13 protein-coding genes are annotated in these 21,465 nt (G+C 60.9%); 6 read left to right on the top strand and 7 right to left on the bottom strand.

The genetic code is table 11. From position 1 onward, the window contains the following. Positions 1-146 precede the first annotated feature (146 nt). Both msrB and OHL18_RS06575 read right to left on the bottom strand, forming a co-directional pair. Positions 147-566 carry a peptide-methionine (R)-S-oxide reductase MsrB gene (gene msrB, locus OHL18_RS06580; protein WP_263374022.1) on the bottom strand — a complete coding sequence of 140 codons (420 nt, stop codon included), beginning with the start codon at positions 564-566 and terminating at the stop codon, positions 147-149. 53 nt (positions 567-619) lie between these two features. After that, on the bottom strand, positions 620-1,018 hold the full coding sequence (locus OHL18_RS06575) for a RidA family protein (protein WP_263374021.1): 399 nt from the start codon (positions 1,016-1,018) through the stop codon (positions 620-622). Positions 1,019-1,158: 140 nt separating this feature from the next. Here OHL18_RS06575 and OHL18_RS06570 point away from each other — a divergent pair, with 140 nt between their 5' ends. Then, complete coding sequence (locus OHL18_RS06570) at positions 1,159-1,497, top strand: hypothetical protein (RefSeq protein WP_263374020.1); 339 nt, start codon at positions 1,159-1,161, stop codon at positions 1,495-1,497. A 78-nt stretch (positions 1,498-1,575) separates the two neighbouring features. Beyond that, positions 1,576-3,717, top strand: a complete 2,142-nt coding sequence (locus OHL18_RS06565) for a prolyl oligopeptidase family serine peptidase (protein WP_263374019.1) — start codon at positions 1,576-1,578, stop codon at positions 3,715-3,717. Positions 3,718-3,735: 18 nt separating this feature from the next. Here the strand turns inward: OHL18_RS06565 and OHL18_RS06560 are convergent, their stop codons facing one another. After that, the gene (locus tag OHL18_RS06560) at positions 3,736-4,068 is read right to left on the bottom strand and encodes a PilZ domain-containing protein (RefSeq protein ID WP_263374602.1); all 333 of its coding nucleotides are present in this window, start codon (positions 4,066-4,068) and stop codon (positions 3,736-3,738) included. A gap of 137 nt (positions 4,069-4,205) precedes the next feature. Next, positions 4,206-6,485 (bottom strand): TonB-dependent receptor plug domain-containing protein, encoded by a 2,280-nt coding sequence (locus OHL18_RS06555; protein WP_263374018.1) that lies wholly within the window; start codon positions 6,483-6,485, stop codon positions 4,206-4,208. A 183-nt stretch (positions 6,486-6,668) separates the two neighbouring features. Here OHL18_RS06555 and OHL18_RS06550 point away from each other — a divergent pair, with 183 nt between their 5' ends. Continuing rightward, complete coding sequence (locus tag OHL18_RS06550; protein ID WP_263374017.1) at positions 6,669-7,700, top strand: alpha/beta hydrolase; 1,032 nt, start codon at positions 6,669-6,671, stop codon at positions 7,698-7,700. Positions 7,701-7,729: 29 nt separating this feature from the next. On the opposite strand, the gene OHL18_RS06545 is transcribed toward OHL18_RS06550, so the two are convergent. Then, positions 7,730-10,183 carry a RelA/SpoT family protein gene (locus OHL18_RS06545; protein ID WP_263374016.1) on the bottom strand — a complete coding sequence of 818 codons (2,454 nt, stop codon included), beginning with the start codon at positions 10,181-10,183 and terminating at the stop codon, positions 7,730-7,732. A 303-nt stretch (positions 10,184-10,486) separates the two neighbouring features. Between OHL18_RS06545 and OHL18_RS06540 the strand changes: the two genes are divergently transcribed. Beyond that, on the top strand, positions 10,487-14,230 hold the full coding sequence (locus OHL18_RS06540; RefSeq protein WP_263374015.1) for a TonB-dependent receptor: 3,744 nt from the start codon (positions 10,487-10,489) through the stop codon (positions 14,228-14,230). A 96-nt stretch (positions 14,231-14,326) separates the two neighbouring features. Continuing rightward, positions 14,327-15,916, top strand: a complete 1,590-nt coding sequence (locus OHL18_RS06535) for a carboxylesterase/lipase family protein (protein WP_263374014.1) — start codon at positions 14,327-14,329, stop codon at positions 15,914-15,916. A 10-nt stretch (positions 15,917-15,926) separates the two neighbouring features. Here the strand turns inward: OHL18_RS06535 and OHL18_RS06530 are convergent, their stop codons facing one another. Together OHL18_RS06530 and OHL18_RS06525 are read right to left on the bottom strand one after the other, a co-directional pair. Beyond that, positions 15,927-16,970: a toll/interleukin-1 receptor domain-containing protein gene (locus OHL18_RS06530; RefSeq protein ID WP_263374013.1), complete on the bottom strand. Its 1,044-nt coding sequence runs from the start codon at positions 16,968-16,970 to the stop codon at positions 15,927-15,929. Between the two features lie 99 nt (positions 16,971-17,069). Continuing rightward, a complete protein-coding gene (locus OHL18_RS06525) occupies positions 17,070-18,548 on the bottom strand; it encodes a DUF1593 domain-containing protein (RefSeq protein ID WP_263374012.1) in 1,479 nt (492 codons plus the stop codon). Between the two features lie 213 nt (positions 18,549-18,761). Here OHL18_RS06525 and OHL18_RS06520 point away from each other — a divergent pair, with 213 nt between their 5' ends. Further along, complete coding sequence (locus OHL18_RS06520; protein WP_263374011.1) at positions 18,762-21,464, top strand: ribonuclease R family protein; 2,703 nt, start codon at positions 18,762-18,764, stop codon at positions 21,462-21,464. The last annotated feature ends 1 nt before the right edge of the window (position 21,465 follow it).

Below are 21,465 nucleotides of genomic sequence, written 5' to 3'. Positions count from 1 at the left end.
CAGCCGCGATGATGGCGGCTGGGGCTTTTCGTGCTTGCGCTGGTTCGTGTGGGTTGTGGAAGGATCGCTCGGGAGCGTCTTACGTCCCACCCATCGCAAAAGACAAAGGCGCGATGGATGGGGCACCCGGGCTCTTTGTTTCGGTTCTATTTGCCTTCGAAGGCCAGCGAAGCGCTGTTGATGCAGTAGCGCAGTCCGGTTGGCTTCGGGCCATCCGGGAAGACGTGCCCCAGATGCGCTCCGCAGGTGGCACAGGTCACCTCGACGCGGCGCATCCCGTGCGATGTGTCCTCGGTCGCCTCAATCGCGTCCGCGCTTACTGGCAGCCAGAAGCTCGGCCATCCGCTGCCCGACTCGAACTTCTTGTCCGAGGTAAACAGCGGAGCGTTACAGGCGCCGCAGTGATAGATGCCGTCGGCGTGGTTGTCCACCAGAGCTCCCGTGAAGGCGCGCTCAGTTCCCTTCTGCCGCATGATTTGGAACTGCTCCGGCGTCAACAGCTCGCGCCACTCGGCCTCGGTCTTGTGGATCTTCTCGCGCTTCGGCGTTTCGATAGTCTCAGACATGGATATCTCCTCGTTCGATTAGACGTATAGCGTGGACCCCGCGATTCGCGGCGCTAGTTTACCGCGACTACCTCGACCTCGACCAGCGCATCCTTCGGCAGCCGCGCCACTTCAACCGTCGAGCGGGCCGGAGGCACGACACCTTCGGGCGCAAGGTACTTCGCATAGATCGCGTTCATCGCCGCGAAGTCGTTCATGCTCTTCAGGAAGACCGTCGTCTTCACCACGTGGACGAAGTCGATGCCTGCCTTCGCCAGGACTGCCTTGATGTTCTCCATCACCTGCGTCGTCTGCTCGGCGATACCGCCAGGCACGAGGTTGCCCGTCTTCGGATCGATCGGAATCTGTCCCGAGGCGAACAGCATGTCGCCCACGCGGACCGCCTGAGAGTAAGGGCCGATCGCGGCTGGCGCGTCGGCGGTAGAAATTGCGGTCTTCGTGTTCGTGGACATGCTTGGTCTCCTGGATCTCTTGCTTCCCATCCATCATAAATTCCGCAGGGCACCGCGACTCTTTTCCCGGAGGCCGGGTTAGTGCATCTCAGAAGACGGCAGTCCTGAGAGGACTGGAAGACACGAAAGGAGATAAGTCTATGAAGATGAAATGGCTTTTGAGCGCAGCCCTTGCAGCAGCAGCGGTGACCGCACCCGCATACTCCCAGATCGGCGTGTACATCGGCACCCCGCCGCCACCGATTCGTTATGAAGTTCGCCCCGCGATCCCGGGGCCGGGATTCGTCTGGATCGACGGATATTGGGAACCCTTCGGGGGTCGCTACCGCTGGGTCGGAGGCCACTGGGAACGTCCACCCTACCCCGGCGCGTTTTGGACCCACCCGCACTACGACCACTACGATCGCGGCTGGGTGCTCCATGAAGGCCACTGGGACCATGAGGACCACGGGGACCACCACGACTGGGGCCATCGCTAAGCTTCATTTCGCAGCAGCCCGCGACGACGCTCACCCGGCGCGTCGCGGGCTTTTCGTTACACTCCTACAATGAAGTTCATGAAGCCTGTTCTCGCCGCTGCCCTCGCGTCCTCCTCTGTCGCCATCGCCCAACAGCCGGCCTCGCCGCTCAAGTACCCCGAAGCGCACACGGTAGACCAGGTGGACGACTACTTCGGCACCAAGGTCAGCGATCCCTATCGCTGGATGGAGAACGTGGACTCGCCCGAGGTGAAGACCTGGGTCGACGCCGAGAACGCACTGACGCGCAGCTATCTCGACCCTATCCCCGGCCGTGATGCCATCAAGTCGCGGCTGCTCGCGCTGACGGACTACGAGCGCTATTCCGCGCCTGGCCGCCAGGGGAAGCGGTACTTCTACAGCCACAACACCGGCCTGCAGAACCAAGCCGTCTTCTTCTGGCAGGAAGGTCTGTCGGGCGAGCCGCATGTGCTGATCGATCCCAACACGCTCTCAAAGGACGGGACGGTTGCACTGAACGGCATGGGCCTCACCGACGACGGCAAGCTGATGGCCTATGCGCTCTCGGACGCGGGATCCGACTGGGTGACCTGGCACGTCCGCGACATCACCACTGGCAAGGACCTCCCCGACGTCGTCGAGTGGTCGAAGTTCTCCGGCGCAAGCTGGACCAAGGACAACTCCGGATTCTTCTACGAGGGCTACGAGCGACCCGACAAGCTGAGCAAGGAGAGTTCGCTGAAGTCCGCGAACTACTTCCACAAGATTTACTTCCACAAGCTGGGAACGCCGCAGCTCTCCGATCCGCTGGTCTTTGAGCGGCCGGATGACAAGGAGTTGAACGTCGGCGGCAGCGTGACCGACGACGGACGCTACCTCGTCATCTCCATGAACCGCGGTACCAGCCCGAACAACCAGATCACGATCAAGGACCTCGAGCACCCTGACGCCGCTCCAGTCAAGCTGGTGACGACCGAAGAGGCCGCCTTCGATCCGATAGCCAACGATGGCACCTACTTCTGGTTCAAGACGACGCTCGACGCTCCGAACGGCAAGGTCGTCGGCATCGACCTCAAGCATCCTGAGCGCGAGAACTGGAAGACCTTGATCCCGGAGACGAAGAACTCGCTCGATGGCTTGACGATGGTGCATGACACGCTGATCGCGCAGTATCTCGCCGACGCGCAGAGTCTCGTCGAACTCCACGCACGCGACGGCAAGCTGATCGGACGATATGAACTTCCCGCGATCGGCACCGCAAGCGGCTTCGGCGGCAAGCGCACGGACACCGAGACCTTCTTCACCTTCACCAACTTCACCACGCCGGCCACGGTCTACCGGTTGGACATGGCAACGATGAAGACGACGGTCTATCGCCAGCCGAAGTTGAAGTTCGATCCAGCGAAGTTCGAGACCAAACAGGTCTTCTTCACCAGCAAGGACGGCACCAAGGTGCCGATCTTCCTGAGCTACAAGAAGGGCCTCAAGCTCGATGGCCAGAACCCGACGCTGCTCTACGGCTACGGCGGGTTCAACATCTCGCTGCAGCCGCAGTTCGCTCCCAGCTATGTCCTGTGGATGGAGATGGGCGGCATCTACGCCCAGGTAACGCTGCGCGGCGGCGGTGAGTACGGCGAGGCCTGGCACCAGGCCGGCATGAAGCTGAAGAAGCAGAACGTCTTCGACGATTTCATCGGCGCGGGCGAGTGGCTGATCGCCAACAAGTACACCTCGACGCCGAAGCTCGCCATCCAGGGCGGAAGCAATGGCGGCCTGCTCGTGGGTGCCTGCGTGACGCAGCGGCCGGAGCTCTTCGGCGCTGCTGTCGCACAGGTGGGAGTGATGGACATGCTGCGCTTCGACAAGTTCACCATCGGCTGGGCGTGGAAGGCAGACTACGGCGCGCCGTCGGAGAACAAGGAAGAGTTTGAGGCGATCTACAAGTACTCGCCGCTGCACAACCTGAAGCCCGGCACGCACTATCCGCCGACACTGATCACCACCGCCGACCACGACGATCGCGTCTTTCCTGCGCACAGCTTTAAGTTTGCGGCGACGATGCAGAAGGACCAGGCAGGCACGAACCCGGTGCTGATACGCATCGAGACTCGCGCTGGACATGGTGGCGGGATGCCGCTCTCGAAGCGCGTCGACCTGACCGCTGACGAGTACATCTTCATGGTGAAGTCGCTGGGGATGACCGTGGACCTGTCTCAATAGACAGGCACGGTCATCAAATTAAGCTTCAGCGTAGTAGTCGAGGAGGGTTTCGAGATCGCTCTTGTCCTGCTCGGCGATGCGATGGAACTCGATGCCAAGCGACAGGCTGCCGGCGCTAGCGCGGCGCACGAAGCCGATTGCGCGAAAGACCAGCGTGCTCAAGTCAATGCGAAGCTCGAGGACGTCTTCGGGGCTAACGGACAAGGGTTCGGCGGTCTTAATGGAGCAGCCACTGACACTGATGTCAATCAGTGAGCCCTCGACAAATGGGCTTGATTTTGAAGACCGGACCATAACCGTTCCGGAACTGTAACGGACTCGGGCATGCCGTCGTTCTCCGCTTTCCGTCATCTTCAGCATCTACACCCTCCCTGTCTCGAAATAACACATCTGCATCGATCCTTCTTGTACATCGAAAGAGAGAAACAGGAACTACACCGAATGGGTTACCCGGTTCGTCGAGGGTACGGGTTGACCTGAATCGAGGGCTAGAAGTTCGTCGTCAGGCGCAGTGCGAAACTCCGAGGCGGCCCAATAGCATTGCCAGAGAAGAGTCCCCCGAAGTCGATGACATCGAGGACGTCGTTGAGGTTCTCACCATCCGCCTGAAGATGCATCTTCAACCGTTCACTCGTATAGAGATCGAGCCCAGCCGAAGCGCTTAGTTGGAACGACGGCAGAATGCGGCCCCGGTCGAAGTTGACGCGGTTTATGATCTCCGGCCCATACTGCGCGAGCGCCTGATCGCGGTCACCACCGAACTCGAAGGGCAGCCCGGTATCGTACTGCGTTCCCAGCGCGAGCCACAGGCGCGGCATGACCTGGTAGCGAGCGCGAGCGCGCAGGCTGTGCCGCTGGTCCTGCGAGTCCGGAAAGTGGCCGCTGAGGTTTGCCGCCGCTGCGTCGGCATCATCGCCCAGAAAGATGCCGCCCGTCACCGGATTCCAGACATTGCCCACCATGTACGAGTAGCTGGCGAAGCCCGAAAAGTGATGCCAGTCCGGGACCGTGATCTTGCCCTCCGCGCCGTAGATGATCGACTTGCGAAATGAGATAGGAAAGCTGATGGTCGTGTTGTCGATCTGATCGTCGTCCGCGTAGTTGTTGACGAAGCGCCGATAGAAGTTCGCATCGAGCTTCAGATGCTTCGAGAAGACAGTGCTCAGGCCGCCCTCATAGTAGTCACCCTTGGATGGCTTGAGCGGCAGCCGCAGGAAGTCACCGGGATCGATCGACTCAATCTGCGTGGAGCTTGAGAGAAGGATGTTTTCGAACGATGGTGTCTGGAAGACGCGGTCGTAAGAGAAGTGCAGCACGGTATTCGCGCGAGGGAAAGAACGAGCGATGGAGAAGCGCGGCTGGACTCCCTGGTCGTTGACCACGAGTTGATAGTGGTCCCAACGCAGACCGGCCGAGATCGTCCAATTGTTCAACCGAATCCGGTCTTGCACGAAGATCGATTGCTCGAGGTCCGGGCGCTGATCCTGAAAGGTGAAGGGCACGTTGTCATCGTCATCACTAGGTCGAACCCGCGCGGCCGGCAAGATTGGCCGGCCCAAACGGCTGCGATTCGCGCGTACGGGCGTTGCATCCCCGCTGTTGTCATCGTCGCTTGTGATGAGATAGCTGGTGTCTTCGTGCAGAAAAATGTTGTCCGTCTCCGCGCCGATCTTCCACTCCTGGCGTCCTCGATTGAAGGTGAAGCCGGCCTTGAAGTATCCCTCACGGAAGGAGTTGTGTTGCGAGACCTCGACCGGGGTTGATTCCGGATTCGAGTAGAAGTCGTTGGCGTTGTCGCGCACCATCCCGTGAAGATCACCCGCTGCAAACGCGGAGAAGACGTGCTGATACGCGGCGATCCCCATCGTCTCGACGTTGTCCGCGTTCTGTCGCTGGCCCGCAGCCTGCTGCACCAGCTCGTTGGGGATGTCGTAGCGCGAGAGCTCATGCCGCACGCTGAGGCTGAACTGGTCATTCGCCGTCAGTTCGCGATGGTAACCTGCGGCGAAGTCGCCAAGGGTTCCGGTGTTGGAGTAGTTCTGCGGCACGACCGGGTTTAGATAGTGGTCCGTCCGGCTGCCATCGCCGCTCGCGCTGAACGTGTTCTTTCCCCACGTGTACTGTCCCCTCGCAAAGGCTCCCGCTGAGGCGAAGCTGCCGCCGTACGACGTGACCTGACCATGCAAGCCGGGGTCGAAGTCCTGCTGCGTGTTGATCTCCACCACACCTCCCATCTTGCGGCCATACTCGGCAGGAATGCCCGCGGTATAGATGCTCATCGACTGCACATCATCGGCCTCGATCTCAGGACCGAAGCTGGGCGAGCGGTCGTCGGTGAGCGGTATGCCGTCGATGACGAACTGCGTCTGGTACTCGGAGCCGCGCGGGTGCAGAACAGCATTGCCCTCGTAGAGCCATCCCGGCTGCGAGTTCACCAGGTCCTGGATCGAGCGGCCGGGGATCGAGCTGAGGCGGTTCTGAATATCTTCCTCGCCGATCTGATTGACGGAGCCAGCCTGATCCGTATCGAGCAAAGTATCCCCGGCAATCACGGTAACGGACTGCCGGACTGCGGAAAGCTTGAGCCGCATGGTCGCTCTCAAGGGAATCGAGGACTGGATCTCGAAGGTCTGGGCGATCGTCGCAAATCCAGCTTGCCGGATCTCTACTTGATAGAGCCCGAAGGGCAGATGCTGCGCGACGGCTCGGCCTTGAACATCTGCCGAGATAACGTTGCCGTAGCGATTGCCCTCGCTGATGATTCGCACAGGAGCCTTCACCGGCGCTCCGTCCGGACCCGTGATCCTGAGCTGCAGTTCCCCTTGATTCGCCTGGCAAAAGGCCGCTCTGGATAGGCATAGAAGCAGGAAAAGAACTCTCTTCATAGGGAAGCCGCCTCGATATCGCCGGATCTCTTTCTGGTCACTCATCGCCTGCTAGAGTCGAACGCAATGAAACTCTCTAGAATCCTATCGCGCTCAGCTCTGGGGCTCGTCTTCCTCATAGTCCTGGGTGCCGTAACGGGTGCAGCCTATAACACTCTGAGCCTCTGGCACTATCGCCATCAAGCGGGGATTCCCGGAAATCTCTACGACGTCGAGGGATACGCGATGCATCTTTATTGCACCGGACAGGGTTCCCCAACAATAGTCCTGGACTCGGGACTTGGCGATGACTTTACCGCCTGGGCCAAGGTGCAACCCGTACTGTCGACGCTGACGAGGGTCTGTTCCTACGATCGCGCGGGGTTTGGCTGGAGCGCATCGCGGCCGGGTCTTCGAGACGCAGATCACATCTCTGGGGAGTTGCATCAGCTTGTTGCGAAGGCGGGTATCCAGAGGCCCTTCGTTCTTATGGGCCACTCCATCGCAGGAATCTACATGCGTTCCTATGCGGCGCACTATCCGGGCGATCTCGCGGGGCTGGTCTTCGTCGATGGCGCGACGCCGCTTCAGGACGATCGCGTTCCCGCAGAGCTACGGAAGATCCAGCAAGACCAGCGACGGAAGATGCCATTGCAGAAATGGCTGATCGCGATGGGTTGGTATCGCATGCACGGAATGTGTGCCTCGGTGCCGCCCGGCTTCGAGCGATACTCCATCTGGATCAAGGCTGACTCATGCATTCCATCGCAGGTGGACGCCATCGAAGCCGAGCTGGATGCGGAGCAAGTCTCCGGCGAAGAGACGATTCACGCCGGGCCTTTTGGCGCGCTGCCTATTTTGATCTTCTCCCGCGATCCGCAGGTGCTTCCCTCGAACTGGCCGACGGCGGTAGCCAAAGGGAATGCCGTGGTTTGGGAGCAGATGCAGGAGGAGGCGAAAGGGCTGTCGAGCCAAAGCCGTAGGATCATCGCAAAGGACAGCGATCACGCCATTCAGGACGACCGGACGGACCTCGTGAACCAGGAGGTCGCGATCTTTCTTGAGCAGGTGAGGCAGCATCGCGAGTTCGCTGACAATCATTCGACCATCGAGGAGTGAGCTTCCTCTACCTTCTGCCGGGTGATTCGTTAGATCTTCTGCACCCGGTGCACTTCTCTCACACCCGGCACCTTGCGAAGGTTCAGCACCAGGCGGTTCAGATGTCGCACATCGACTGTCTCGACCACGAAGTCCACCAGCGCCTGTCCATCTGGAGTCGGCTTTGAATCGACCGATCGGATGTTGGTCCCGTCATCCGCGATGATGGCGGTGAACTCTTTCAGCAGACCCGCTCGGTCTTCGCAAAGAACGGTAAGGCGGACGGGATAGGTCGTCGGCTTAGGAGCTTTCGCGTCTTTAGGAGTTTCGGGGGCAGCGGCCCACTCCACCTGGATGCGGCGGTCGGATTCATACAACAAGTTCTGAACATTGGGACAGCTTCTTGCGTGGACCGCGACGCCCTTGCCGCGCGTCACGTAGCCGATGATCTCTTCACCCCGGATAGGGTTACAGCAACGCGCGCGGTAGACGAGCAGATCGTCCTGCCCTTCCACCTGCAGCGACTCAGAACCCTTGCCGAAGAAGACGCGCTTGACCACATCGGACATCTGCCCGATCGCATTGCCTACCGCCGACTCCGAGGGCGCTGGCTCAGCCGCCATCGTCGATCCCGGCTCCAGCTTATTCAACACCTGCCGCGTCGAGTACTTCCCGAAGCCTATGCCGCCCAGCAGCTCCGCTTCCGTGCCAAGCCCGTACTCTGTCGCCACGCGTTCGTAGTCCGCAGTTCCGTACTTGTTCAGCGACACCTTATACTTGCGCGCCTCGCGCTCGAGCAGCTTGTGGCCAATCTCGATCGCGCGTTCGCGCTGGTGCTCGTTGATCCAGTGCTTGATCTTGTTGCGAGCACGACTGCTCTTGGTGAAGCTGAGCCAGTCGCGGCTCGGCGCATGACCAGCTTGCGTCGTGATCTCGACGATGTCGCCGTTACGCAGCTTCGTCCGCAGAGGAACGATCCGCCCATTCACCTTCGCGCCCACCGTCGTGTTTCCGACCTCGGTGTGGATCGTGTACGCGAAGTCGATCGGACTCGCGTCCTTCGGCAGCACGACCACCTTGCCCTTGGGCGTGAAGGTGTAGACCTCCTCCGGGTACAGGTCGATCTTCAGCGTCGACATGAACTCGTTGGGGTCGGACATCTCTCGCTGCCACTCCATCAACTGCCGCACCCATGCGAGGCGTGCTTCATCCTTGGCAGTGACGGAGTCCGAAGCCTTGTACTTCCAGTGCGCGGCGATTCCCTCTTCCGCGACGCGATGCATCTCTTCGGTGCGGATCTGCACCTCGAACTGGTGACCGCCCGGAGCGATCAACGTGGTATGCAGCGATTGGTAAAGATTCGGCCGCGGCATCGCGATGAAGTCCTTGATGCGGCCTGGGACCGGCCGCCACACGCTGTGCAGCAGACCCAGCAGAGCGTAGCAATCGCCAACCGTGTTGCAGATGACGCGGATCGCCAGCAGGTCGTAGACCTGGTCGACGGGAATTTTCTGCGACTCGAGCTTCTGCTGGATCGAGTAAAGCCGCTTGATGCGCGACTCCACCCGGCCTTTGATGTGGTGCTCTTTGAGCTTCGCCTCTACCTCGCCGACGATCTTGTGCAGGAAGCTCTCGCCCTCGCCGCGCAGAGCGTCCACTTCCACGGTCAACTGCTGGTACGCGAAGGGATCGGTGTAGCGAAACGCAAGGTCCTCGAGTTCCCCGCGCAGCTTACCCATGCCGAGCCGATGCGCCAGTGGAGCATAGATGTCCAGCGTCTCGCGCGCAATCTTCTGCTGCTTCTCGGGCTTCAGGTGCTCGAGCGTCCGCATGTTGTGCAGCCGGTCGGCCAGCTTGATGATGACCACACGAATGTCGTCCACCATGGCCAGCAGCATCTTGCGAATGTTCTCCGCCTGGTGGTCCTCGCGGTTCGCAAACTTGATCTTGTCGAGCTTCGTAACGCCCTCGACGATGTGCGCCACCTGGTCGCCGAAGCGCTTCGCGATCTCAACCGAAGTGACGTCTGTGTCCTCGACCGCATCATGCAGCAGTCCCGCCGCAATCGCCGTTGAGTCCATCTTGAGTTCAGCCAGAACCTGGGCCACCTCAAGCGGATGGATGATGTATGGCTCTCCGCTGGCGCGCTTCTGTCCCGCATGTTGCTGGAGGCAGAACCTCCACGCCGCACAGATCACCTCGAGGTCGTCCGCAGGACGATTGGCGCGAACTGTCTTCAGGAGCGTCTGGAAGTCGCGATCGACAGTCTTGATCTCGTCGTCGGAGAATCCGGACAAGTAGGCCGCGGCGAAGGCGTCGGTTCCCAGAGGTCCGTCCGAAGGTGGCGAAACGAGCACGGCGGACGGCTCGGCGAAGACCTCCCCTGCACCGGGCGGGACGCTGGACTCGACAACTCCATCTGCCTCGAGGGCAGGACTCACCTGGGCCGACAGGTCAGTTTCGGGGGTCGCAGCCTCCGGCGAGACTGGGTGGACAGGTGCCATAGTTCATTATAAGCGGACAATATGAGCGGATGTACGGGCCTTATTGGGAGGAGACCGTCTCGATCCGCCTGCCCGGGATCGTGACTGCGGTTTTCGAAGTCCTCCCGCGTCAAAATCACCATAAGGCACGTCTTCTTGTGATGAAACCCTGACAATAATTCACTTGCAATTGTGAATTCTCTGCGAAAGACTAGGGCACACGCACTCACAATTTAGACCGCGCTTTCAAATTCACATTCGAACAGACCCGTTTCCGCACCTATCAAAGCGGGAAAACTGTAGTCGCTTCTTTCGGAGGAAGTTTTGATCGGACGCTCTCGCATACCCGCAGTGTTTCTGTTTGTCGCGTCTCTGGCCACGTCTTACCTGGGCTCGACTTTGCTAGCACCCTCACTCCTGGCACAAAACGCCACCACCTCGCTCCGCGGCACCGTGAAAGACTCCACCGGCGCACTCGTACCCGGAGCCACGGTTGTCCTTTCCAATAAGGCAACCGGGCAGAACTTTTCGACCAATTCGTCGTCAAACGGCGAATTCCAGCTATCCCAGATTCCCCCGGCCAAGTACACCATTACGGCGGTGGCCCCTGGATTCGGCAGCCAAGTCAAGTTCGCGGAGCTGCTGGTAAATCAACCCGCGACGATTAACTTTGCGCTGAGCCCGCAGGCAACGAACGAAATTATCAACGTGAGCGGAGAGGCGCAGACGCTCAACATCACGGACGCGTCACTGGGAGGTTCAGCCAATAACGCAGAGATTCAGGCACTGCCGAGTGAGACAAGAAATGTACCCGATCTGCTCTCGATGCAACCGGGCGTACTTTATCTTCCGACCACAAGCGATAGCCGCAGCGGAGCTGTAAATGGCGGTCGTTCCGACCAGGGCAACGTCACACTCGACGGCGTAGACGATAACGATCAGGTGACCGGGACAGCGTTCAAAGGTGTCCTCCGCGAGACCCAGGACTCCGTCGAAGAGTTTCGTGTCACGACGGGAAACGCGAATGCCGATGCCGGACGCTCCTCCGGGGCGCAGATCAGTCTGGTGACGAAGTCCGGAACCAATCAGTTCCATGGGGCGCTCTATGAGTATCATCGCCCAACCTTCACCGTCGCCAACGACTGGTTCCATAAGCAGGCTCAGCTCAACTCAGACGAGGCGAATGTCCCCGGCAAATTGATTCGGAATATCTTTGGTGGTGCAATCGGCGGCCCCATCCTGAAGGACAAGCTCTTCTTCTTTGGCAACTACGAGGGTCAGCGTCAGGCGGAGAACACGGAAGTCAATCAGACGACACCCTTTGCCTCGTATCAACAAGGCAGCCTGAACTACGGTGCTGGCATCCTGACTCCGGCCCAGGTGACGCAGCTAGACAGTGGCTGCCAGGTCTGCAACACAGCAGGGTACACGCCGGGTCCGGGGCCGGATCCGAATGCACTTGCCTATTTCAACTTGCTTCCGGCGGCAAATGGCTCGACCCTCGGTGATGGACTAACGACGGGATCGTATTCGTTCTCGTCGCCGAACCCAGTTCGCCTCAATACGACCATTGCCAGGATCGACTACAACCCCTCGTCTAAGCACAGGTTGTTTGTTCGCGGCAACCTGCAGAAGGACATCACCGGCGAGACCGAACAGTTCCCTGGGCAAGGCCCCTCGTCGGTACTTTCCGATAATACGAAGGGCATCACGGCAGGGGATACCTGGACCATCTCATCGAGCATCGTGAACGATATCCGCTACGGATACATCCGGCAGGGCTACAGCAATACCGGCGTAGGCTCAGGCGACTACGTCGACTTCCGCTTTATCAGTTCGCCAACGGCGGAGACACGCACCTCCATCAACAGCGTGCCGGTCAATAACATCGTCGATAACCTCAGTTGGAGCAAAGGCCGACATAACTTCTCGGTTGGTGGAAACTGGCGGCTCGTTCACCAAAACAACTCGACCAATAGCAACTCCTTCAACAGTGGGAGCAGCAATCCATACTGGCTGGGCGGCAATCCACCCGACCCCGCGACGCTGGGACTTCCAACCTACTCCGACGAGAACTCCTACCTCATCGCGTTTGCCAACCTCGTAGGCGTGATTCCATCCGTCACGGACGTATACAACTACCACATCGACAGCCCGACCTCCGCGTCGCTCCTGCCTGAAGGAGCCTTCCTCACTCGCCACTTCAAGGCGAATGAGTTCGAGTATTACCTGCAGGATTCCTGGCGCGCACGGCCCAACCTGACTTTCACCTTCGGCATGCGACACACCATCCTGCAAACACCCTACGAGACCACGGGGCAGCAGGTTGCTCCAACCATCGATACGCATGCCTGGTTCATGCAGCGCGAGGCGGCAGCACAAAAGGGAGTGATCTACGAGCCCGACCTGCAGTTTGCTCCCACAGGCCCAACTTACGGAAAGCCGGGCTACTGGCCGAAGTCGAAGAATAATATTGCTCCTCGCTTTGCCGTCGCCTTCTCGCCTGACCCAAAGACTTCCATCCGGGCCGGCGCGGGTATCTACTACGATCACTATGGCGAGGGCCTGGTCAATGCGTTCGATCAGCATGGATCGTTCGGCGTCAGCAGCCAAGTCACGAATCAGGCGGGCGTGAATACGCTTCAGTCCTCGCCACGGTTTACGGATCGCCGGACGCTTCCATTCAACAATGGCACCGCCCCCCCAACTCAGGCCTTTCCATTTACCGCGCCGCTGGACAACTTCGCGATCACCACTGGTCTAGACAGCAAGATTAAGACCCCTTACTCGGAGTCCTTCGATCTTTCGCTCCAGCACGAGTTCCCTGCGGGTTTGACCTTCGAACTCGCCTATGTCGGAAGGCTTGGACGTCACCTGCTACAGAACCTAGATCTGGCGGAGCCTACCGACTTCAACGATCCCGCCGGCGGGGGTGACTACTTCACCGCAGGAACGCAGTTGTCGAAGCTGGTTGACGCGAATTCCTCGAATCCAAATGCGTCCGTCGCTCCAATCCAGTTCTTTGAGGACATCTTTCCCTATATGGCTGGCTTCGACTACCCGGGAGAGAGCGCAACTCAGGCGATCTACAACGACGAGTGGGTTCCGTCCCGTGCGAACCTCGGCGCGACCACGGCCCTTGCAGACCTCGATTTCTACTGCTACGGAGCCTTCATCGGGGCCGCATACCCGTGCCCAGCGGGCCAGCAACCGCGCTTCTGGCAGGATCAATTCGCCTCTCTATTCGCTCTGTCCAGCATGGGAACCAGTTCCTACCATGCTGCCCAGTTCGTTCTCAGACACCCCAGCAGCCATGGTCTTCAATTTGACCTTAGCTACACATTTTCGAAGACGATCGACCTTGGCTCAGACACCGAAGCCAATAACTTCGCCTCCGGTAATAACTTCGGCATCATCTTCAATACCTGGAAGCCGAAGCTCAACAAAGGAGTCGCGGACTTCGATACCCGTCATCTCCTGACCGGAAACTTCGTCTATCAACTGCCGTTTGGCAGCGGACGTCATTTCCTTGCGACCTCCGGGAAGCTGGCAAATGTCTTTATTGGCGGGTGGCAGTTGTCCGGAATCGCTCGAGCGACCGGAGCTCTTCCGTTCTCTCTCTTTGAACCTGGATACACAACCAACTGGACCTACGGCAGCTATGCGGTCGTCACGGGCCACGTAAAGATGCGCAGGCACTTCGACCAGAGCGGTGATCCGCAATTCTTCGATGATCCCGAGGGCAACTATCCTGGAGATCCCAACGGTATCAACAACAATGTGGGTATCGGTACGCCGGTTCGCTTGCCCTATCCAGGTGAGGCGGGAGAACGTAACAAATTCCGTGGCGATGGATACTTTGGAATCGATGACGGACTTTCAAAGAGCTGGGGCCTGGAGCGTTACGGAACGTTGAAGTTCGCCTGGGAGGTCTACAACGTGACCAACACGGTGCGCTTCGATCCCGCTTCGATCGGAGACGGTCTCACCGGCGGCAACCTGGGCGTCGCAAGCAGGCTTCTCACGAAACCACGCGTTATGCAGTTTTCCCTCCGTTATGAGTTCTAACGCAGCAAGCCGATTGACTGTAAAGGCCCGGATTAATCGATCCGGGCCTTCCTCTTTTGCCGATAAATCGATTAAGAGAGTAAACTTTCGCTCCATATGAGCCTGTTCCCTTCCACCCGTCTTCAGCAGTTCCTGCTGACCGCTACGCTCGCCGCACTCGTCTCTTCTGCCGGCATCGCCCAGGCCCAATCCGGCAGTTCGCTTGAAGTCGAGACCAAGCTCGGCAAGGTCGCAGGCAAGCAGGAGGGCGATGTCCGCACCTTCCTCGGCATCCCGTTCGCCGCCCCTCCCGTCGGTCCGCTGCGCTGGCGGGAGCCCATGCCCGCCGCGAGCTGGAAAGGCGTGCGCCAGGCAACCAGCTTCGGCCCGCACTGCATGCAGGCTCCGTTCTTCGAGGACATGATCTTCCGCGACCCCGGCCCCAGCGAGGACTGCCTGACCCTGAACGTCTGGACCCCGGCGAAGAACAAAGCGGCGAAGCTGCCCGTGATGGTCTGGATCTACGGCGGCGGCTACCAGGGCGGAAGCACCTCCGAGGCACGCCAGGATGGTAAGGTGCTCGCGGAGAACGGCGTCATCGTGGTCACGATGAACTACCGCCTCGGCATCTTCGGCTTCTTCACCCACCCGGCTCTAACGGCTGAGTCGCCCAACAAAGCCTCGGGCAACTACGGCCTGCTCGACCAGACGGCTGCCCTGCGCTGGGTCAAAGAGAACATTGCCGCGTTCGGCGGTGATCCCTCGAACGTGACCCTCTTCGGCGAGAGCGCCGGATCCTTCGCGGTCAGCTCGCACATGGCGTCGCCCGTGGATAAAGGTCTATTCCAAAAAGCCATCGGCGAGAGCGGCGGTGCCTTCTCGAAGAGCACGCTGGGGATGAGGTCGCGGATCGATGCCGAGGTGAAGGACGCGGAGTTCGCAAGCAAGGTCTACCACGCCGACACCCTGGAGCAGCTTCGCGCCATCCCCGCGCAGGAGCTCCTGGACCGGGCAACCAAGCCGGCCGCCAGCAAAGAACTCGTCCGCTTCTCGCCCGTAATCGACGGCTACCTTCTTCCGGAGAGCGTTCCCGCCATCTTTGCCGCGGGCAAGCAGAACGATCTTCCCCTGCTGGCCGGCTGGAACCACGATGAGGGCGGGGTGCTGAGCAAGTCCACCGTAGAGAGCTTCCAGGCGTCGGTCAACAAGCAGTTTGGGGACGATGCACCGAAGGTCCTCGCCGCATATACCGCCGCCTCTGACGCCGAAGCCATCCGCGCTGCCTCGGACCTGACCGCGGACAGCTTCATCGCCTACTCCACCTGGAAGTGGTTAGAAGCCCAGGCGACGACGGGCAAGCAGCCCATCTATCGCTTCCGCTTCGACGAGGTCGTCCCAGCCGATCCCTTCCATACCGCCGGCGACTCCGCATACCACTCCGGCGAGATCGCTTACGTCTTCGGCAGCCAGCACCTGCTGACTGACTTCAAGTGGACGCCCGAAGACCAGGCCCTCAGCAAGCAGATGCAGCAGTACTGGAGCAACTTCGCGAAGACTGGCGACCCCAACGGAGCCGGTCTGCCCACATGGCCGAAGTACAACGCGGCGACAGGCTGGCAGGTGATGCATCTTGGCGCACAGCCGGTCGCAGAGAAGGACGACCACCGCAACCGGGACCTGGTCCTCGATTCCATCTGGGGAAAGTAGCTTACAGCGGCTACTGGCCGCTGGCGAAGAGTTGATGCGAGTGGTTTACCCGGGGCCCGGCGGGATTCTGGAAGTTGTTTTGGATGACGACATCCAGACCGCCAGCCACGGGATGCGCGGTGATCACTGCGGTGCGCGACGTGTCGGAGCCGTTAGGCGGCGCGGAGAAAGTGGCAACCACATTTGGCCCGCTCATCGTGCCCGGCTGTACGCCCCAGTCGCAACTTGCGGCCTGGCATCTGCCGAAGGCGTGGACCGTCAGACTGGGACCCGAGCTGGCAATGATTAGTTTGCCGAGCGCGTCTGCGTCTCCCAGGCCGCCCGTGCGCACCCATGTTCCGACGAATCCTGCTGCGGACGCGACGGCGACGTCCGGGTGATTCGGGTCGGGAGCTGGAGCAGGATTGGAACGAGTCGCGAAGTAGACGATCGCCGCAATGACGAGCACGGCCGCGACCGCAACTCCCGCGATCAATCCGGTGGGCTTCTTCTTGACATCCGTGGCCGGAGTAACGGTGCCCGAGGGAGGATGCGGAGCGGGAAGCTGCACCGGAACGGTTGCATGAACCGGCGGTCCGGACGCACTCTTCGGAGTCACATAGGCCTTCAGCGCCTCGATCAGCAGCGCCACATCGGAGGTCCAGCGGGCATGGGTAAGCTCAACGCTGTTGCGATAGGCAAAGGGCCTCAGCGCCTCCGGTAGCAGGTCGGCGGAGGGCATCTTGGCGTCATGCACCAGCACCGGGATCACCGGAACCTCGCGCTTAAGGGCAGAGGCGATCTCGAGCGCTACGAAGTCGTTTGGATCTTCGAGCCGACGCTGCCCGGTGGCGTTGACAATGGTCGCCCACGCCGGCCCGACCATCGCGAGGAAGACGCCGCAACTGGAGACGTTGTCCTCGATTGCCTTGCGAAAGTCCATGCCGGGCTTGATGCCTGCCACGTCCATGAAGACAGCGTCGTCGCCGAAGGCCCGCGTCAGGTCGTCGAATAGGCGTCCGGCCTCGCCTTCGGAGTCGTCACGACGATAGCTGATGAAGATTGCGTCTGGCACGAAGGCTCCTCTGCTGCGTTGGTATGGTCAGTTGATTCAGGTACGGCCAGGATAGGTGGTGCCGCCGTTTTCAGCAAGAACATACACCCCGCCAGCAGCTCAGTCTCGAGAACGCGGTGCATCGGCGGCCGCAGCGGGGGGCCGCACATGCAGCACGACGCGCCGGTAAGATGTCAGCTGTGGCGTTCCATCGTCCTTTACTTCGAGGATGATGTGCGCGACGCCTTCACCCTTGCATGGAATAAGCCCCGGAATCCAGGCCTCCCGACACGCTGACTTGATCGTCACCGTCGCCTTGGCACTGTCCGCGTTGCTGATCGCAATGTCAGTTCCATGCGTCCCCGACAGCCCCGCCTCCTCATACACCCACCAGCGGTAGTGCAGCGCATTCCCGTCAGGATCGCTGCTGCCCGCGGCATCCAGCGTGATGGTCTGCCTCACATCCGCCCTCACCTCGATCACGCCTTTCCCGGCCTTCCCATTCACCACCAGCAGCGGAGCGTGATTGGCATGGGCGAAGTCCTTGATCGTCCAGTCCATGCGCGCGGCAAAGTCGTCCTGATACGCCTCGCGCCACCGCCATATCGTCGCCTGGTCGGAGACATGTTCGACGCCGTCTACTCCGCGAACCTTGTCCTGCGACGTGGCCCGCATAAACAGATCGCCGCCCTGCGCCCATACCGGGTGCGTCTCGCCATAGGGCTGGCGATAAACGTAGCGGCCACCCCATCCGCCCCAATCCGGTCTGCGATACGCGTTCAATCCGTTGTCGATCAGGCCGAGATAAGAAGGCGTATCCCCTTCCATAATGAACATGAACTTCGGATACATCTTGCCCAGCGGCCCCTTGTCGCGAATGTTGCTCTCTAGCCACTCGTTCGTCACAAGACTTGTGTCAGCACCCGCTCCATTGCGGTAGTAAAGATCGCCGCTGATGCCCGTCCACGTCGCGTAGTAATACTCTTCGCCATTCTGCGAGCTTGGCTGAACCATATAGAAGAGCCCCGGAAACTCGCGCCGCAACCACGCACCCGCATCGTCCTGATCGGAGATCGACGACACCCGCAGACGGCTCACCAGACGATCCATCTCGGCGGCAGAGTGCGTCTCGCGAAGATCGATCAACGCCTGTGCCAGCGTGTTCGCTCCAGCCCACAAGCAGACCCACAACGGACGCGGGTCATCCCGCTCAATAGCCTTCGCCAACGCCTGCGACCCAGCCGACGATTTGCCCTTCCCAACTGCCGCCATGCCATACGCCGACTGCCCCGCGAAGATTCGCTTGTCCAGCGTCTCTGCTTCAGGCCATCCCTTGGCGTGCAGAAGAAGGTTCGCCCTCACCTGCCCATACGCAGCAACAATCGCATGCATCGTCTCAGGATGCGTGGCGGTCTTCTGCCATACCGATGTCGAGGCGATCATCGCCTCAAGGTTAAGCTCGTTCGAGTACAGCATCAGCCGGACGAACGACATCTGGTCGTCGGGCTCGTTGCCGATGTCGCTCAGAATCACCACGCGCGGATGACCGGTGAAGTTATCGGCAGATGGTGGAATGCTCGTCTGACCGATGGACACCATCGAAAACGCAATACACGCGCAGACAGCGACCAACCTCGCCAGCAGCAGCCTTCTTTTAATCACAACTCAACCCCGCATTCCGCTTCAATCCCGCCCAGCCACGGCTCGGGCAGTGCGAGCATTCTATCCGCAAGCCGCACATGACCGCCTCGCATCGTGTAGCCTGAAGTCGGCTGCTGCGATTGCTCCCACAACGCCTGCCGCAATGTTCTTATGGCAAAGCAGGGGCCGTACCCGCAAACCGACCGTGACCTGATTCGCCGCGTGGAGCGGTCCGCTGGCAGTCGCGCGGGATACAAGCAGCTCGTCCGCGAGCTTGGCCTTGGCGGAGGGCGCGAGCGCCGCCTGCTGCTCGAACAGCTCGCCCGCATTACCGCGCGCGGCGAGCTGGTCAAGATCAACAACGAGCAGTGGTCGATGCCCTCGGCCATCCCCGCAAAGACCGCCCGCGCACCACGTCATCTCGCTGTCGCGCCACTAGAAAACCGCGCCACCCGCGACCGCCTTCTGGCCGGCAAGCTCGACCTGCACCGCGATGGCTACGGCTTCGTCCGGCCCAACGGCAGTACCAACCGCGACGACGATCTTTTCATCCCGCCCAACGAGATCAATGGTGCCATGCAGGGCGATGAAGTCCTCGTCGACGAGGCCCCTCCCGGCCGCGACGGCCGCCGGTCGGGACGGATTGCTCGGGTTCTCACCCGTCGCAATCCCACCGTAGTCGGCATCTTCCACTACGCCAAGTCCAGCAGCCGCCGCGCGGTCTGGGACAACGCCCCGCTCTTCCACGGCAACTACATCACGCCGCTCGACGAGCGCATGACCCAGCCCATCCTCATCCCTGATGGCATGGAGATGCCCGCCACGCCGCAGCTCACGACGCATCGCGTTCTCGGCGAAGAGGCACAGACACAGCAGGCGCACTGGTTCGATGAGTCAAAGCTCGACCCGCTCGAAGGCATCGCCGTCGATGTCGAAGTCACCGACTTCCCTTCTGCGGGCCGCCCCGCCAAGGGCCGCGTGCTGGAGATCCTCGGCCCGCCCGACGCCTTCGGTGTCGACGTCGAGATCATCATCCGCAAGCACCATCTCCCACACGTCTTTCCCGCCAACGTCCTCGCCGAAGCCACCGAATCCGCCGCGCTGCCCATCGCTGACGAAGAGGGTAGACGAAGAGACTTCCGCGGCCTCAACATCGTCACCATCGACGGCGAGACCGCCCGCGACTTCGACGACGCCGTCCTCGTCACTCCCATGCCGAGCGGCAACTGGGAGCTCCAGGTCCACATCGCCGACGTCAGCCACTACGTCCGGCCCGGCACCGCGCTCGACCTCGAAGCGCGTCTGCGCGGCAACTCCGTCTACTTCCCCGACCGCGCCATCCCCATGCTGCCCAACACGCTCTCGAGCGGGATGTGCAGCTTGCGTCCTGACGAAGATCGCCTCGTCCTCTCCTGCATCATGGAGGTCGACGCACGCGGCGAGGTCCTCGGCTACGAGATCTGCGAAGGCGTCATCCGCAGCGCCCGCCGCATGACCTACACGCAGATTCAGTCCGTGCTCGACGGCGACTCCTCCACGCGCGAGCAGTTCGCCGACCTCGTCCCCGAGTTCGAGCGTATGTACGAGTTGGCGCTGAAGCTCAACGCCAAACGCAAGCGCCGCGGCTCCATCGACTTCGACCTCCCCGAGCCCGTCATCCTCTTCAATCCCGACGGCGACATGCACGCCATCGTCCGGTCCGAGCGCGGCTGGTCGCACCGGCTGATCGAAGAGTTCATGCTCTCGGCCAACGAGTGCGTCGCCACCTGGATCGAGTCGCAGGTCGTTCCAAGCATCTACCGCATCCACGAGACGCCCGACCCCAAGCGCATCGTCGACTTCGAAGAGACCGCGAGCCAGTTCGGCTACTCGCTCGGCTTCTCCAGCCTTCCCGTCAAGCGCATCCAGACCAGGGGCGACCGCCGCAACGTTCGCGGAACCGATCGTAAGGCGCAGACGCACGAGATCCCCGAGTCGATTCCGGTCACGCCGCAGATGTACCAGAAGCTCACGGCCAGAATCGCCGGCAAGCCCGAAGAACGCATACTCGCTTACCTGATGCTCCGCAGTCTCAAACAGGCCCGCTACAGCGAGAAGAACGTCGGCCACTTTGCCCTCGCCAGCCCCAGCTATACGCACTTCACCTCGCCCATCCGCCGCTATCCCGACCTCATCGTCCATCGCCTCCTCCGCGCTCTGCTGGACTCCGGTGCCGATCCCGTCGGGGGCGCCATCCTCAGCGACGCGCCGCAGCCGTGGTCCTCCGAAGCTCGCAAGCGCAGCATGGAGACCGCCAACAAGGAGGCCGCCGAGAACGACGCGCAAGCGCCCATCCCCGAGGCTGAACTCGACGCCATCGCCAGCGAGTGCAGCCAGACCGAACGCCGCGCCGCCGACGCCGAGCGCGAACTCATCGAGTGGAAGAAGATCAAATTCATGCAGGACCGCGTCGGTGAAGACTTTCAGGCCGTCGTTCTCTCCTGCACCAAGTACGGCTTCTTCGTTGAGCTCGACGACCTCTTCATCGAGGGCCTGGTCCCGCTGACCTCACTGGTCGACGACCGCTACAGCTTCCGCGACACCGACCGCCAGATCGTCGGCGACCGCAACGGCCGCGTCTTCAAGATGGGCATGCGCGTCCACGTCCTGCTCGACCGCATCGACCGCCAGCAGCGTCGCCTGCAGTTCGCTCTGGTCCCGTCCGAAGATGACCCCACAGCTATCAAGCCGCGAAAGAAGTCCAAGACCGCCGCGAGCCCCGAAGGCGACCGCCCACACTCCAGCCCCAACCGCAGCGGCAAGAAAAAGTCCAAGGGCAAGACAAAAACAAAGGTCCGCACCCGCGATAAGAAGGCAAAGGGAAAGCGTAAATAGC

Origin of the sequence: Granulicella aggregans (assembly GCF_025685565.1) — a bacterium.
In the GTDB taxonomy this organism is placed as follows: Bacteria; Acidobacteriota; Terriglobia; order Terriglobales; family Acidobacteriaceae; genus Edaphobacter; species Edaphobacter aggregans_B.
The sequence above is the reverse complement of the archived record's forward strand: the minus strand, read 5'-3'. Positions and strand labels throughout refer to the sequence as shown.

Coding starts and splice junctions, on each gene's coding strand:
- OHL18_RS06565 (WP_263374019.1), top strand. CDS start 1,576: ATGAAGCCTGTTCTCGCCGCTGCCCTCGCGTCCTCCTCTGTCGCCATC.
- OHL18_RS06560 (WP_263374602.1), bottom strand. CDS start 4,068: ATGACGGAAAGCGGAGAACGACGGCATGCCCGAGTCCGTTACAGTTCC.
- OHL18_RS06545 (WP_263374016.1), bottom strand. CDS start 10,183: ATGGCACCTGTCCACCCAGTCTCGCCGGAGGCTGCGACCCCCGAAACT.
- msrB (WP_263374022.1), bottom strand. CDS start 566: ATGTCTGAGACTATCGAAACGCCGAAGCGCGAGAAGATCCACAAGACC.
- OHL18_RS06575 (WP_263374021.1), bottom strand. CDS start 1,018: ATGTCCACGAACACGAAGACCGCAATTTCTACCGCCGACGCGCCAGCC.
- OHL18_RS06525 (WP_263374012.1), bottom strand. CDS start 18,548: ATGGTGTCCATCGGTCAGACGAGCATTCCACCATCTGCCGATAACTTC.
- OHL18_RS06520 (WP_263374011.1), top strand. CDS start 18,762: ATGGCAAAGCAGGGGCCGTACCCGCAAACCGACCGTGACCTGATTCGC.
- OHL18_RS06550 (WP_263374017.1), top strand. CDS start 6,669: ATGAAACTCTCTAGAATCCTATCGCGCTCAGCTCTGGGGCTCGTCTTC.
- OHL18_RS06535 (WP_263374014.1), top strand. CDS start 14,327: ATGAGCCTGTTCCCTTCCACCCGTCTTCAGCAGTTCCTGCTGACCGCT.
- OHL18_RS06570 (WP_263374020.1), top strand. CDS start 1,159: ATGAAGATGAAATGGCTTTTGAGCGCAGCCCTTGCAGCAGCAGCGGTG.